Origin of the sequence: Bacillus cereus group sp. BfR-BA-01430 (assembly GCF_022663115.1) — a bacterium.
In the GTDB taxonomy this organism is placed as follows: domain Bacteria; phylum Bacillota; class Bacilli; order Bacillales; family Bacillaceae_G; genus Bacillus_A; species Bacillus_A cereus_BD.
In genome coordinates, this window is sequence record NZ_JAKUEW010000002.1 from 80,190 (window position 1) to 95,662 (window position 15,473).

Consider the following 15,473-nt stretch of genomic DNA (forward strand, 5'->3'; position numbering starts at 1 on the left):
TATTGCAAAATACAATTCTCACTCATAGGAAATTAGGTATGATTGGTTAGTTAATATGTCGCAAACTTTAGAAAATATGGAATGACTAAAATTTCTATTGGATTGAACATAGAAAGTCCTAGCTACTGCCAAGCTAGGACTTTCTAGAGGATAAAACTGCAAAAAATAATGTGGTTTGGACATTAAAAGTTTAACATATTAATGGTAAAAATCTATATATAGATTTTACGATTTTATGAACAAAGATAAACTGTCATTTTTCTTATAAATGTGTATCTAGCATACGGTATAAATATATTTTTACAAATGAAAAGCAGCTAGTTGATAGCTAGCTGCTTGGCCCCAGGGAAAGGGAGAAAAAAGATTAGGTACTCACAAAATCGACTATAGCTGTTTTACAGCTTATTTATATAATGCTCAAAATTTTAATTATTATACAGCTTCTTGAAAAAATGTATTTGAATATATTTTCAGGCAGTTCGATGTAAGGCTGTATAGTTATAAAAATAATAAAGAGAGTACCAATATCCCGCCTATAATGAATCCTATACATAATGTCGTGTATTTTAGAAAAACCTTCATCGTATATACATCCTTTTTCCATATAGTATGAGTTAGTTATGATATTTTTATGAGTGAAAAGTACATATTGTAGATTAAAAAAATAATCAAAGGGTAGAAGTGATACAACAAATGAATTATCTAGAGGAAATCGGAAAAAAGATTAAACTTGTATTTTATACAATGAACAATTTCGTATGAAAAATTGCATATAAAAATAGATTGTGGTTCAACTTGCTGTTCACTATAATTTATATATTAAAACATTTATATTTATGGATAATATATAGACGAAAAGAAGGTAGAGGATGAAATGAAAAAGATTTTAAAAGGAATATTTCTTTCTACAGTTGCACTTACAATTTGTACAGGAGTAGAGGAAATAGGATTTGGAACGATTGAAAATACAGTGTATGCGAGTGAAAAGCATTATGCAGATCAACAAGTAGAAGTGAATGGAAAACGAATGATTATAAAGTTTAAAAATGATAATCAATTCCCTTATGAAGATGGAGTTGAGAAACGAATTATAAGTGAAAAAAAGGATGTAGTATTAAATCAATTTTTTAATGAATTTCCAACATTTACATTGCGGCGTTTATTCACATCTTTGAATCCAAATGAGATTCAAAATATCGATAAGAATGTAAAAGGACATGACAATCAATCATCTGCTAGTTTATTAAACTATTATATGTTACAAGTTCCTAATGATGTAGAAGAAAAAAGTGTATTACAGAAACTAAAAAAATCTCCTCTTATAGAGGATGCGTATGTACAAGAAAAAGAACAGTTAGCACCACCTGAAATGCCTAATCATCTTTCCCTTCATCCATATGACGATCCTAGATTTGGAAAACAGGGATATCTTGCAGCAGCACCATATGGCATTAATGCGACTTATGCATGGAGTATTAAAGGTGGAGATGGAAAAGGAACAACCTTTGTAGATATGGAATATGGTTGGTTATTAAATCATGAGGACTTAGTACAACAAAAGATTGAACTGATGTCTGGTCAAAATATAAATTAGCATGTTGGTCATGGAACTTCTGTATTAGGAATTGTTTCCGCAGTAGATAATGAGATTGGTAATATAGGTATTGCGCCAAAAGCAAGAGTGAAAGTAATCTCTCAAATACGCAATAATGGTGATTATAATACAGCTGATGCGATATTAAGTGCTGTGAATGATTTACAACCTGGCGATATTTTATTACTAGAGGCACAGTCTTCTTATGATGGATATGGAAATAAATATTTACCTGTAGAAGTGCAACCAGATGTATTTGATGCAATTCGTGCCGGAACAAATAAAGGAATCGTCATCATTGAGGCAGGGGCTAATGGCGGGAATGATCTGGATCAATTTCGGGACAGAGATGGTAAACAAGTTTTAAATCGTAATAGTCCGGATTTTAAAGATTCAGGTGCTATTATGGTAGGAGCAAGTTCATCAACATTTCCGCATAAACGGCTATGGTTTTCTAATTATGGAAGTAGAATTGATACATACGGATGGGGAGAACATGTAGATACAACGCATGCGGAACCAAGTAGAGAGGCAACTAACTTGTATACGTCTTCCTTTAACGGAACATCGAGCGCTTCGCCGATTATTGCAGGGGCAGCTACATCATTACAAGGTATCGCCAAAGAACATTTAGGACAACCGTATACACCGGAAGAGTTAAGAGACATTTTAAGTAATCCTAGTACTGGAACGCAGTCTCAAAATCCAGTTACAGATAAAATAGGAGTTTTACCTGACTTGAAAGCAATCTTATCTAAGTTAGGATTTCATCCAGCAAGATTAGAATCAGAGGGCGCTACGCATCAACAAATGGTACAGAGTGTAGAACAGGAACCAAATAATCAATTAACAGAAGCAAATGTTTTGGAGATGAATAAGCCGATAAAGGGAAATTTGAACAATCATGATCATGTTGATGTATATACCTTTAACATTAGTTCGCCGCAAAATATTGAACTTTCTGCATCTAATGAACGAAAAATCGGAATGACATGGCTCCTTTATCATGAATCTGATTTGCAAAATTATGTAGCATATGGTCAAAATGATGGTGATGTCATTAAAGGGACATATAGAGCAAAACCAGGGAAATATTACTTGTATGTCTATAAATATGAAAATAGAAATGGCGCGTATACATTACATTTAAAATAAATTTTATCCGATTTTGAACAAGTAAACCCATGAATGATTCATGGGTTTTTTTATGTATGTGACACAGAGCAATATATGTTATGTAGCTCTGTGTATAAATTGTGAAGTTAAGTTGTTCCAAATTGACTTTGATCTGCTACATCAGAATCAAACGTATTTGTTGTACTAATACCATTAAAAGTATTAACTACAACCGCCACATTAGAAGCACCTGAACCACTATAAGCTTTTGTATTTTCTTTTGGCGAGACATTATAAAAATCACCTAAATTGAAGGAGCCATTACTGTTTTGAACAACTAAATTTGCAACAACTGAGGGCATTTTTTCACCTGCTTTATAAATAATAGTTAAATGTATAGTATGATTTGTTCTTTAGAAAGGTTCGTAAGTATATTCAGGCAATAGGAATGTTAAAGGATTTTAATAGGAAAAAGTCACAATTCTTGATTGAATATGCAGTTTGAGATATTCTGACTATACTATGAGTAAGATGAAATTAATAAATGAGTGGGTATATGCGGGACACAATCGTAAAGGAGAAGCTGATGATATGAATGATATTATTACACAAGTAGATTTAACAAATCCTAAATCAAGTCGTCTTATTGCGTTTATTCATGCATATAAAGTTACATTGTTAGAAGAAGCATTTTGCCCAAATAAGATCGAATTATTTTTTAATGAAGTTGCAATTTTATCCGCTATAAAAACAGCTCATATTACGAAAGTTTTTATAAGAGAAGGATTAGAAGCATTTTTCTATGACACAGGTGTATTGCTCGTAAAGCAAGATCATAAGAGAAATACTAATGCATCCATTCCATTACATTTTGATCAAATTCGGAAGTTGCAAAATGAAATGGAGAAACTGAGAAAGCATGTGAAATGAAGATTTTACAAGGATGATTTATTGTTATATATTAAAAGATTGGTTTTCTTTGAGAAATGTAGCTACGAATATACATACAACTTTATTGGGGACAAAAATTTAAAAATGGACAGTTAGGCACTGTATATATATCAATGTGAAAAATGAGAAAGACTATAGGGGAAAAGGAATAGTAGGTGTGGAGTAACAAGGCGTTACTCTTTTTTTGTTTGTAATGTGTACGAGTAAGTGAAATAAAATGATAGCAGCGTACACAAAATCTTCATGTTTAGGGGCGTTGATCTTATGGGATTAGTGGGGGATGAAGAAACTCTTACTGATTTATACCTAGTTCAAGTCGTTTTACTTATATACATGTTGTAAGGTAGTACAAAACTTAGGTATTGGAACAATCCATCTATAAAATTTTGAATAGGATATTAAGAAAGGAGAGAAAGAATGGAAAAACATATAGTTGATCTTTCGAAATGGAATGGTGATATTAACTGGGATGTAGCTGCTCCTCAAATTGCTCTTGCCATATGCCGTGTACAATATGGGTCAAGAACAGCAGATGAGCAGTATAAAAATTATGTTGCAAATTTAGAGAAGCGTGGTGTACCTCATGGTGCTTATGCGTATGGCTGTTTTGTTTCTGTACAAGATGCCATTGTAGAAGCAAAGGACTTTATGGCTCGAACAAGTCCAAATGCGAAGTTCCTCGTATTAGATGTAGAAGACGATACACTTAAAAGTTGTGGTCCAGATCAGTTGGCTGCTGCTTCACAAGCCTTTATTCAGACGTGTAAAGCAGCGGGGTGGAAAGTTGGGTTCTATGTAAGTCACCATATGTATAATAAGTATGGACTAAGTGGGGTGAAGGCAGACTTCCTTTGGTTGCCACGTTACGGTGGGAACAAGCCTGCATATGAATGTGATATATGGCAATATACAGAGACAGGAAATGTCCCTGGAATTGGGAAATGTGATTTGAATTATTTAATAGGAAATAAAAATTTATCATGGTTTGTAGGAGGGGGAGTTTCATTGGCGGATGATGGAAGAAGAAAAATTAAAACAGGCGGGTTAGGTATAGGCGCTATAAAAGAAGTTTCTGAAGTTTTAGTAGAGCGAAATATAAAAGCTACCATTATTTTTGAAGGAAAGAATGGTAATCCGTATGTATTAACAGAGAAAATGAGCAATCCAGAAATGGACAAATTCACTGCTTGGTTAGATGAAAGAGGATGGTATTATGAATATCTTTCATCTTAATAAAAAAGGAGCGTTATAAGACGTAACGCTCCTTTTTTCGTGCACAATAATATTAAACTCTAGTGTGACGATAAGAATTTTTTATATACGTGTCATGATAGTGGCTTTTTGATTGAGCATTTAATAGTTCTTTGTAAACGCTTTCTGGGACGTCAAAAAAATCATATGTGCCATTTCGAAATTCAATTCGTAAAATCATAGATGATGGATTATAACCGACAGCGACTAAGTTTTTAGAAATTACTGGATATAAAGTCACGTTTGTTCAGCTCCTTTCTTTAATATATTTAAATATTAACTAGAGAAAAACCTGCTATTTTGTAGAATTCTAATACATAGATGATGTATATTAAGTATGAATATGAGTTGTTCTCCTTGCTTTTTAATGAGTTCACACGAAGTTCATATTGTTGTGCTATTTTTATGTCACCTTTGCTTTGCGAGTATGTTTTCATTTGGAGATGTTTGATCAATGTAAAAAATGCATATGATTTTATGCGGGGACCTTACTGGAATCACTTGAAATGTAATCTCTTATATTTTATGTTCAAAAAATGAACAATATTAATAGAGGGATTGAAAAATTCAAAAAGCATTTTGCTATTGGTATAAGCTATCATGGGAGTTTGTTATACTTTTAGATTGCTTTTTGATAAAATTATTATTTTGAAGAGGATAGTATGTTTATCAATGCAAGCAATATTTGAATTTTGTTTTCAAGTAAATCAATGAGAGAATTGAAAGGTAGGAGAAAGAAACATGTCAGAAAATTATCGTTCTCGAGAAGAGCGAAGACAAATTCAAAAGAAAAAGCAACCAGCTGTGAAAAAAAGAAAGGGAACAGAAAAAGGAAAAGAAAAAGCGTCGTTTTTTCGCAAATTTTTAATTGGTTGTTTAATATTTGGAATTGTAGCGCTTGTAGGAGGAGTCACTACCTTTTTCATTATGATAAAGGATGCCCCTAAATTAGAAAAATCAAAGCTTGTTAATCCGTTATCAGCAAAAATTTATGATAAAGATAAAAAGTTGATATATGAATACGGAAAAGAAAAAAGAACAAATGTAACGTATGATCAAATACCAAAGTTAGTTGAAAATGCATTTTTGGCTACGGAAGATGCACGGTTTTATGAACATAGTGGGGTTGACTTTAAAGGGACAGCACGTGCTGTTTTAGTCAGCTTAAAGGGAGAGTATGGATCGCAAGGTGGAAGTACAATTACGCAACAAGTAATTAAGAATTATTTTTTATCTATGGATAAAACACCGAAGCGGAAAGCGCAAGAGATATATTTAGCGTATAAGTTAGAGCAGCAATATTCAAAACATGAAATTTTAGAGATGTATTTAAACAAAATTAACTTAGGAAATCGTTCATACGGTATCGCAACAGCAGCAGAAAACTATTATGGTAAGGAATTGAAAGAGTTAACATTACCAGAAGTGGCGATGCTTGCGGGGTTACCAAAAGCACCGAACAATTATGACCCAACAAAATCACAAAATGTGGAGAAGGCAACAGAGAGAAGAAATGTTGTGCTTCGTCTTATGAATCGACATGGTTACATTTCTAAAGAACAAATGGAAGAAGCTGCAAAAGTGCCAGTGACAAAAGGATTACGTCCAGCTAAACAAATTGCAGAAATGCCGTATCCTGCATTTATAGATGCAGTAGTAAAAGAAGTAGAACAAGAATTACCAGATGCGAATATTGGCTCAGATGGTTTATCTATTTACACAACGTTAGATCCAAAAGCACAAGATTTTGCAGATAAACTGTTAAATGAAAATATTATTGCTTATCCAAACGATCAATTCCAAAGCGCGTTCACGTTTATGGATACAAAAACAGGAGAAATTCGTGCTATAGGCAGTGGTCGCGGTGAAAATAAAGCTACATTTAAAGGGAAGAATATGGCTATTGAATTAGATCGCTCTGTAGGTTCAACCATGAAACCAATTTTTGATTACGGTCCAGCAATAGAATATTTAAAATGGCCAACATATCATCAATTAGATGACTCGCCATATAAGTATTCAACAGGCCAACAAGTGCAAAATGCGGATCGATCTTATAAAGGTTTGATGACAATGCGCGATGCATTGAAACTATCTCGAAACATACCAGCGATTAAAACAGCGAAGGAAGTTGGTTTACGAAAAGCACAAGGGTTTGCAGAAAGTTTAGGAATTCCATTTAATAAAGCGGCAGTAGAATCAACGGCCATTGGTAGTAATGAAGCCTCACCAACAGAATTAGCTGGAGCATACGCAGCATTCGGTAATGGTGGAAAATATATAAAACCACACTTTGTAAAAGAAGTTGTTTATCCAGACGGAAAATCAAAAAGTTTTGAATCAAAAGCAAAAACGGTTATGGAAGATTATACTGCATATATGATTACCGATATGTTACGTTCAGTTGTTCAATCAGGTACAGGTACAGCAGCAAATGTAAGTTCTTTAGATATTGCAGGTAAGACGGGAACAACAAATTATTCAGCTGAAGACGTAGCGAAATATCATTTGCCATCAAGTGCTGCACGTGACAGTTGGTTTGCTGGTTATACCTCTGAATATACAATGGCAGTATGGACTGGCTATATGCAAAATAGCAAAGAAAATTATATTAGCAGTAAGAATACAAAGATTGCTCAGCTTATTTTTAAAGAAATGATGAGTGAATTCGGCTCCAGTAAGGCGAAATTTAAAAAGCCTAGCAGCGTTATTCAAGAGGGAAGTGAATTGCGAGTAAAAGGTGCAAAATCTGATTCTTCTCCAAATCCGAGCAAGTCAAATTCAAGCTCAAATGATCAAAAGCAAAACGATGATCAAGAGAAACAACAAGAGCAGCAGAAGCTAGAGGAAGAGAAAAAACAACAAGAGCAACAGAAGTTAGAGGAAGAGAAAAAACAACAAGAGCAACAGAAGTTAGAAGAAGAGAAAAAACAGCAAGAACAACAAAATGAAGAGAATAAGAAAAATGAACAAAAACAAGAAGATGCCGCTAATAAGCAAAACGGAAATAATCAAGGAAATCAAACGCCACCAAACAGTGGACATGGAAATAATCAAGGGAATCAAACGCCGCCAAATAGTGGAAACGGAAATAATCAAGGGAATCAAACGCCATCAAACAGTGGACATGGAAATAATCAAGGAAATCAGACGCCGCCAAATAGCGGAAACGGTCAAGGAAATACACCACCAAGTAGTGGTGGAGGCCAAGGAGAAACGACAACTAGCTCAAATGGTGGACAGTGAGTGTAAATTTTCTTAAAGAGTAGTACATCATGATTGGTAAAAGCCCCTATAATTGCGATATAAATTCGCATTATAGGGGTTTTTATGTTGAATTTCAATTTTTAAATGTAATGATGAGAAAATAGATTATAACCTTACCTAAATCATTATATATTGAATGTCCCATAAAAGTTTTGAAAATATATGGATGGAAAATGATAAAAAATTTGTAACGGAGGATGTAGAGGAGGATGATAACCTGAACTACTAGTTGAATGATTACCGTGCTGCAAAAAAGAAGGAGTTGCTTCCAATGGAGATTGATAATGCTGCCATGTTGTAGGAAGGGCTACGCCAACATCAGAAGTGCCGGCATGTACTGATGCGACATGTATAGCAGGGGACACGGGAGCTGCTACTGTGATTCTTGCGGGAAAGGTATACATAAGTGATCACTCCTAAATTGTAGGATATAACAGTATATTCTTATATGAATAAGAAAGGTGCATGAAGAATAAAAACTATCAAAGTAACGACGAAGAAATAGAGAAAATAATAACTTTATTAAAAACGAAAAAAATTTATATGAAAATTGTATTTGAACCCTAATAACATAAAAATATTTTAAAACGAGTGACATATTTGTATCACTCGTTTTTTTTATGTGCTTATTCAAGTTAATTTGTTGTGCCTGATTTTGCTAAAAAAACTATATATTTAGGTTCAACATAAAACAGCATCATTTCATATTTTGTTGTAAAAAGCGTAAATATTATTTTTGAAAAGTAGTAGTGTTACATCAGAAAAAATACTGGAAACTTATCGTTGTAAAATAAATTGAAATCTTCTAAAAACTCTGATACATTGAAATAGAAATGTAGTTTTCTATCGTTGTAAAGGTTTACATTTATGTGCACAAAGATCTATTAGGATTGGAGGAAATAGTAATGAGAGCTGAAGAAAAATTTTCCCCGGGATTAGACGGTGTAGTTGCAGCCGAGACAAAAATATCGTTTCTTGACACAGTAAAAGGTGAAATCGTAATTCAAGGGTATGACTTAATTGAACTATCAAAGACGAAAGAATATTTAGATATTGTGCACCTTTTATTGGAAGAACATTTACCGAGCGCAGATGAAAAACAGGCGCTTGAAAAGAAATTAAAAGAAGAATATGAAGTGCCAGATGGCGTATTTCATGTATTGAAAGCATTACCGAAAGAAACGCATCCAATGGATGGATTACGTACAGGGGTATCAGCATTAGCTGGTTACGATCATGATATTGAAAATCGTTCATTGGAAGTAAATAAAAGCCGCGGGTACAAATTGTTAAGCAAAGTACCAAATATCGTGGCAAATAGTTATCATATTTTAAATGATAAAGAGCCTATCCAGCCATTGAAAGAATTGTCATATAGTGCGAATTTCTTTTATATGTTAACAGGTAAGAAGCCGACTGAACTTGAAGAAAAGATATTTGACCGCTCTTTAGTTTTATATAGTGAGCACGAAATGCCGAATTCTACATTTACAGCTCGTGTCATCGCATCGACGCAGTCGGACTTATATGGAGCTTTAACAGGTGCTGTGGCATCTTTAAAAGGAAGCTTACATGGCGGTGCAAATGAAGCTGTTATGTACATGTTGTTAGAGGCAGGTACTGTTGAAAAGTTTGAGGGATTACTCCAAAAGAAATTGTATAACAAAGAAAAAATTATGGGATTTGGACACCGCGTCTATATGAAGAAGATGGATCCAAGAGCGCTTATGATGAAAGAGGCTTTAAAACAATTATGTGATGTAAAAGGGGATTATACATTATATGAAATGTGTGAAGCTGGAGAGAAAATTATGGAGACGGAAAAAGGAATTTATCCAAACTTGGATTATTATGCAGCTCCAGTGTATTGGATGCTCGGTATTCCGATTCAACTCTATACGCCAATCTTTTTCAGTTCAAGAACGGTGGGCTTATGTGCGCACGTAATTGAACAGCATGCAAATAATCGATTGTTCCGTCCTCGTGTAAATTATATTGGCGAGCGACATGTGCTTAGCAAATAAAAAACAACTGGGGAGTTGTTAAGGCCGCCCGCCAGATGGGTGTTTGACCGACACCCATCCTTAATAATAACGAATTTTCGACAGAAAGGGAAGGATAGCGTGATTAAAACAAATGAAATTAAACAAAAAGATGCAATTTTAGAAGAGATTACGGACTATGTATTAAATAAAGAGGTGACAAGTGAAGAAGCATTCAGCACAGCGCGCTATGTACTACTTGATACACTTGGATGCGGTATTTTAGCATTACAATATCCAGAGTGTACGAAATTACTTGGACCGGTTGTACCAGGAACAATCGTACCAAATGGCACACGTGTACCAGGTACATCTTATGTATTAGATCCAGTAAAAGGTGCATTTAATATTGGATGTATGATTCGGTGGTTAGATTATAACGATACATGGCTTGCGGCAGAATGGGGACATCCATCAGATAATTTAGGAGGTATTTTAGCTGTTGCAGATTATATGAGCCGCGTTCGCATTTCGGAAGGAAAAGAACCTTTAAAAGTAAAAGATATACTGGAAATGATGATTAAAGCTCATGAGATTCAAGGTGTCCTTGCATTAGAAAATAGTTTAAATCGCGTCGGTCTAGATCATGTCTTATATGTAAAAGTGGCAACAACGGCAGTTGTTACGAAAATGCTTGGTGGTACACGCGAGGAAATCTTTAACGCACTTTCTCACGCATGGATTGATAATTCTAGTCTTCGTACATACCGTCACGCTCCAAATACAGGTTCTCGTAAGTCTTGGGCAGCTGGGGATGCAACGAGCCGCGGTGTTCACCTTGCTCTTACTGCATTAAAAGGAGAGATGGGGTATCCAACAGCATTATCTGCACCAGGATGGGGATTCCAAGATGTACTATTTAATAAACAAGAATTAAAACTAGCAAGACCTTTAGATTCTTATGTCATGGAAAATGTATTATTTAAAGTATCCTATCCAGCAGAATTCCATGCGCAAACTGCAGCTGAATGCGCAGTGAAATTACATCCAGAAGTGAAGGGTCGATTGGATGAAATTGATCGTATTACGATTACGACACATGAGTCAGCTATTCGTATTATTGATAAAGAAGGACCATTAAATAATCCAGCTGATCGTGATCATTGCTTGCAATACATTACTGCAATTGGTTTATTAAAAGGGGATATCGTTGCGGATGATTATGAGGACGAAGCAGCTTCTAATCCTCGCGTAGATGAATTGCGAAATAAGATGGTTGTTGTAGAAAATAAACAATATAGTTTGGATTACCTTGATCCGAACAAGCGCTCAATCGCCAATGCTGTACAAGTTCATTTTAAAGATGGCACAGCAACAGAAAATGTTGAATGTGAATATCCACTAGGACACCGTTTCCGTCGCGATGAAGCGATTCCAAAGATTGTACAGAAGTTTTCTGCCAATATCGCTGGTCATTATGCTAATAAGCAACAAGAAAAAATACATGAAGTATGTTTAAATGAAGAAAAATTAGAAAATATGAATGTAAATGAATTTGTAGATCTTTTCTTAATATAGGGGGAATAAGAATGGCTTGGGTTGTGAACAAACAATCAACACAAGAAGAGCTTGCGAATCGATTCCGGGCTTTAGTAGAAGCGCCTGAAATTTTACAAATTCCTGGTGCACATGATGCAATGGCTGCTCTCGTAGCAAAAAACACCGGTTTTTCTGCTCTTTATTTATCGGGAGCTGCTTATACAGCAAGCAAGGGGCTTCCAGATTTGGGGATCGTGACATCTACGGAAGTAGCTGAGAGAGCAAGAGATCTTGTTAGAGCGACAGATTTACCTCTTCTTGTTGATATTGATACAGGATTTGGTGGTGTACTCAATGTAGCGCGTACGGCTGTAGAAATGGTAGAAGCGAATGTTGCTGCTGTTCAAATTGAAGATCAACAACTGCCGAAAAAATGCGGACATTTAAATGGAAAAAAACTTGTTACAACTGAAGAGTTGATACAAAAAATTAAGGCTATTAAAGAAGTTGCACCATCACTTGTTGTCGTAGCGCGTACGGATGCTCGAGCTGTAGAAGGATTGGATGCAGCGATTGAAAGAGCGATTGCTTATGTCGAAGCAGGAGCAGATGCTATTTTTCCAGAAGCGTTTCAATCGGAAGAAGAATTTCGTTTATTTAACAGTAAAGTGAACGTTCCGTTACTTGCAAATATGACTGAATTTGGGAAAACGCCGTATTATAGTGCAGAAGAATTTGCTAATATGGGATTCCAAATGGTCATTTATCCTGTTACATCACTTCGCGTTGCAGCAAAAGCATATGAGCGTATATTTACACTTATTAAAGAAACGGGCTCGCAAAAAGAAGGATTATCAAATATGCAGACGAGAAGTGAACTGTATGAAACAATTTCATATCATGATTTTGAAGAATTAGATAACGGAATTGCGAAGACCGTTTTATCTGAAGATCAATAACAAAAAGAAAAGGCGATGACGATACATCTTTGGCAAACACAACTGCTTGATGTGGAAGTGCATCGTCTTTTCATATTCTCTATTTGCTTGTAAATAAAATGAAGATGGAAATGATAGGAGGATATAGATGGAGAAAACAAAGCTGCAATGGGATGAGTTTTTTTCACAAAATGAGGAACTTCATACATTCTTTTTTACGCCGGAAGACTTTTCAGGTGACGAAGAATTAATCGCAAAAACGACAGAACAATTTGTGAAACAAGAAATTGTACCTCAAATTGAAAACATCGAACAGCACAATTATGAAATTTCGCGCAGTTTATTTAAAAAGGCCGGTGAGCTGGGCCTACTTAGTATAGAAGTTCCTGAAAAATATGGTGGATTTGAACTAGGGAAAGTAGTTTCGGGACTTGTAGCAGAGAAAATGGGATATGCAGGTGCATTTAGCGTTTCTTTTAATATTCATGCAGGAGTAGGGACACTGCCGTATATATATTATGGAACAGTGGAACAAAAGGAAAACTATTTGTCCAAAATTGCATCGGGTGAATGGATTGGTGCATACGCTTTAACAGAACCAAACGCGGGGTCAGATGCTTTAAACGCAAAAACAAGTGCAGTTTTAAATGAAGATGGAACCGAATGGACATTAAATGGTGAAAAGCAATGGATTACAAATGCGCATATGGCAGATGTATATGTTGTTTTTGCGAAAACAAATGAAGGAATGACAGCATTTATTGTCGAAAGAACATGTGAAGGTGTTTCACTTGGATTAGAGGAAAAAAAGATGGGTATTAAAGGTTCTTCAACAGCAACGCTCATTTTAGAAGATGTAGTGATTCCAGCAAAAAATGTATTGGGTGAAGTTGGAAAGGGACATCATGTAGCTCTTAATATTTTGAATTTTGCAAGATTGAAACTTGCTTTTGGAAACATCGGAACAGCAAAACAAGCAATTGGTTTATCTGTACAATATGGAAAAGAACGTAAACAGTTCCAAACTGAACTCGTTGACTTTACAATGATTCAAGAAAAAATCGCAAATATGACGATTGCTACATATGGTGCGGAAAGTTCAGCTTACCGAACAGCAGGTATAATTGATGAAGCAATTGATGAGAATGATGAAAACATCATGCAAAAAATGTCTCAATTTGCAATAGAGTGTGCGCTTAATAAAGTAAATGCTTCAGAAACGCTTGGATATATCGTCGATGAAGCTGTACAAATTCATGGTGGTTACGGTTATATGCAAGAGTATGAAGTGGAACGCTTATACCGTGATGCTAGAATTAGTCGCATATTTGAAGGGACGAATGAAATTAATCGATTAACAGTTGCGAAAATGTTAATGAAACAGCTAAAAGAAATGGATCATGAGGTGCAAGAAGAATTATTTGAAAACTTAGAAAGAAATCATCGCTATATTTTATTGTCAAAACAATTGTTGAAACAATCTTTGAAAACGTTATCTCAAACTCCTGGCATAAAACTGGAACAAGAACAAGAATATTCACGTGTAATCGCAGATATGTTGAGAGATGTTTACGTAATGGAATCAGCATTTTTACGTACGAAAAAAGCAGTAAGTAAAAATGGCGAAGAAAAAGAGCGTGTAAAACAGCTCATAACAGATGTGCTTTGTGAAGAAGGATACCGCAAAGTAGAATCAGCTGCAACTACACTTCTTTCTGCAGCAGTAACAGAAGAAGAAAAAAGACATTCCATTTTAGACGAAATTCGTCAACAGTCTGTGCCTCTATATACGAATTTATTTCTGAAAAAGAGAGAGATTGCAAAAACAATTATAAATCGGGGGAAATATGTTGTGTAAGGTCACAATGTAAGAGAGTGTTTATAGTTAAAGTGGATGAAATGGGAGGGAGATTGTTATGAAAAAGATTGGTTTCATCGGTTTAGGGAATATGGGGCTTCCGATGTCTAAAAATTCAGCGAAATCAAACTATACAGTTTATGGTGTTGATTTAAATAAAGATGCCGAGGCTTCCTTTGAAAAAGAAGGTGGCATTATCGGTTTATCCATTGCGAAATTAGCAGAAACGTGTGATGTGGTTTTTACAAGTTTGCCATCTTCACGAGCTGTTGAAGCTGTTTATTTTGGGAAAGAAGGCTTAATTGAGAATGGTCATCCAAATGTTATACTCATTGATACAAGTACAGTAGCACCGCAACTAAATAAGAAAATTGCAGAATTTGCAAATGAGAAAAAAGTAGACTTTTTAGCTGCACCAGTTAGCGGAGGAGTAATTGGCGCGGAGAATCGTACATTAACCTTTATGGTTGGTGGTTCAAAAGAAGTCTATGAAAAAGCTTTGCCTGTAATGAAAGTATTAGGAGCGAATATTTTCCATGTGAGTGAACAAATTGATAGCGGCACAACAGTAAAGCTAATTAATAATTTACTAATTGGTTTTTATACGGCAGGTGTTAGTGAAGCTCTGATATTAGCTAAGAAGAATCATATGGATTTAGATAAAATGTTTGATATTTTAAATGTAAGTTATGGTCAAAGTAGAATTTATGAACGAAATTATAAAAGCTTTATTGCTCCAGAAAATTATGAGCCGGGATTTACTGTCAATCTATTAAAGAAAGATTTAGGATTTGCAGTCGATTTAGCGAAAGAAAGTGAGCTTCACTTACCAATAAGTGAAATGCTGCTCAATTTATATGATGAAACAAGTAAAGCTGGTTATGGTGAGAAAGATATGGCTGCTTTATACAAAAAGATAAGCGAACAACTCATTTCAAGCCATAAATAATAAACGAATGATTGTCAATAAAAAATAA

Annotated in this window: 11 protein-coding genes and 1 pseudogene; 9 read left to right on the plus strand and 3 right to left on the minus strand. The window is 34.9% G+C overall.

The features are described from left to right. The first annotated feature begins 874 nt into the window (after positions 1-874). Positions 875-2,749 (plus strand): annotated as a pseudogene (locus MR058_RS04795) (S8 family peptidase). Between the two features lie 107 nt (positions 2,750-2,856). On the opposite strand, the gene MR058_RS04800 reads toward MR058_RS04795, so the two are convergent. Continuing rightward, positions 2,857-3,072, minus strand: coding sequence for a spore germination protein (locus tag MR058_RS04800; RefSeq protein ID WP_242142901.1), 216 nt, complete (start codon positions 3,070-3,072; stop codon positions 2,857-2,859). Positions 3,073-3,301: 229 nt separating this feature from the next. Here MR058_RS04800 and MR058_RS04805 point away from each other — a divergent pair, with 229 nt between their 5' ends. Then, positions 3,302-3,640, plus strand: a complete 339-nt coding sequence (locus MR058_RS04805; RefSeq protein ID WP_242143494.1) for a hypothetical protein — start codon at positions 3,302-3,304, stop codon at positions 3,638-3,640. Between the two features lie 438 nt (positions 3,641-4,078). Further along, on the plus strand, positions 4,079-4,894 hold the full coding sequence (locus MR058_RS04810) for a GH25 family lysozyme (protein WP_242142902.1): 816 nt from the start codon (positions 4,079-4,081) through the stop codon (positions 4,892-4,894). A gap of 52 nt (positions 4,895-4,946) precedes the next feature. Here the strand turns inward: MR058_RS04810 and MR058_RS04815 are convergent, their stop codons facing one another. Beyond that, complete coding sequence (locus MR058_RS04815; RefSeq protein WP_242142903.1) at positions 4,947-5,153, minus strand: KTSC domain-containing protein; 207 nt, start codon at positions 5,151-5,153, stop codon at positions 4,947-4,949. 500 nt (positions 5,154-5,653) lie between these two features. On the opposite strand from MR058_RS04815, the gene MR058_RS04820 reads away from it, so the two are divergent. Beyond that, on the plus strand, positions 5,654-8,158 hold the full coding sequence (locus tag MR058_RS04820) for a transglycosylase domain-containing protein (RefSeq protein WP_242142904.1): 2,505 nt from the start codon (positions 5,654-5,656) through the stop codon (positions 8,156-8,158). A 146-nt stretch (positions 8,159-8,304) separates the two neighbouring features. On the opposite strand, the gene MR058_RS04825 is transcribed toward MR058_RS04820, so the two are convergent. Beyond that, on the minus strand, positions 8,305-8,583 hold the full coding sequence (locus MR058_RS04825; protein ID WP_242142905.1) for a hypothetical protein: 279 nt from the start codon (positions 8,581-8,583) through the stop codon (positions 8,305-8,307). Between the two features lie 501 nt (positions 8,584-9,084). Between MR058_RS04825 and mmgD the strand changes: the two genes are divergently transcribed. From mmgD to MR058_RS04850, 5 genes are all read left to right on the plus strand, one after another. Then, positions 9,085-10,203: a citrate synthase gene (gene mmgD / locus MR058_RS04830; RefSeq protein ID WP_242142906.1), complete on the plus strand. Its 1,119-nt coding sequence runs from the start codon at positions 9,085-9,087 to the stop codon at positions 10,201-10,203. A gap of 99 nt (positions 10,204-10,302) precedes the next feature. Further along, complete coding sequence (gene prpD, locus MR058_RS04835) at positions 10,303-11,739, plus strand: 2-methylcitrate dehydratase (RefSeq protein ID WP_313949160.1); 1,437 nt, start codon at positions 10,303-10,305, stop codon at positions 11,737-11,739. An 11-nt stretch (positions 11,740-11,750) separates the two neighbouring features. Beyond that, positions 11,751-12,659 (plus strand): methylisocitrate lyase, encoded by a 909-nt coding sequence (gene prpB, locus MR058_RS04840; RefSeq protein ID WP_242142907.1) that lies wholly within the window; start codon positions 11,751-11,753, stop codon positions 12,657-12,659. A gap of 127 nt (positions 12,660-12,786) precedes the next feature. Continuing rightward, positions 12,787-14,496, plus strand: coding sequence for an acyl-CoA dehydrogenase family protein (locus MR058_RS04845; RefSeq protein WP_242142908.1), 1,710 nt, complete (start codon positions 12,787-12,789; stop codon positions 14,494-14,496). 52 nt (positions 14,497-14,548) lie between these two features. Beyond that, positions 14,549-15,445 carry an NAD(P)-dependent oxidoreductase gene (locus MR058_RS04850; protein WP_313949164.1) on the plus strand — a complete coding sequence of 299 codons (897 nt, stop codon included), beginning with the start codon at positions 14,549-14,551 and terminating at the stop codon, positions 15,443-15,445. The last annotated feature ends 28 nt before the right edge of the window (positions 15,446-15,473 follow it).

Coding starts and splice junctions, on each gene's coding strand:
- MR058_RS04825 (WP_242142905.1), bottom strand. CDS start 8,583: ATGTATACCTTTCCCGCAAGAATCACAGTAGCAGCTCCCGTGTCCCCT.
- MR058_RS04845 (WP_242142908.1), top strand. CDS start 12,787: ATGGAGAAAACAAAGCTGCAATGGGATGAGTTTTTTTCACAAAATGAG.
- mmgD (WP_242142906.1), top strand. CDS start 9,085: ATGAGAGCTGAAGAAAAATTTTCCCCGGGATTAGACGGTGTAGTTGCA.
- MR058_RS04820 (WP_242142904.1), top strand. CDS start 5,654: ATGTCAGAAAATTATCGTTCTCGAGAAGAGCGAAGACAAATTCAAAAG.
- MR058_RS04800 (WP_242142901.1), bottom strand. CDS start 3,072: ATGCCCTCAGTTGTTGCAAATTTAGTTGTTCAAAACAGTAATGGCTCC.
- MR058_RS04805 (WP_242143494.1), top strand. CDS start 3,302: ATGAATGATATTATTACACAAGTAGATTTAACAAATCCTAAATCAAGT.
- MR058_RS04810 (WP_242142902.1), top strand. CDS start 4,079: ATGGAAAAACATATAGTTGATCTTTCGAAATGGAATGGTGATATTAAC.
- prpB (WP_242142907.1), top strand. CDS start 11,751: ATGGCTTGGGTTGTGAACAAACAATCAACACAAGAAGAGCTTGCGAAT.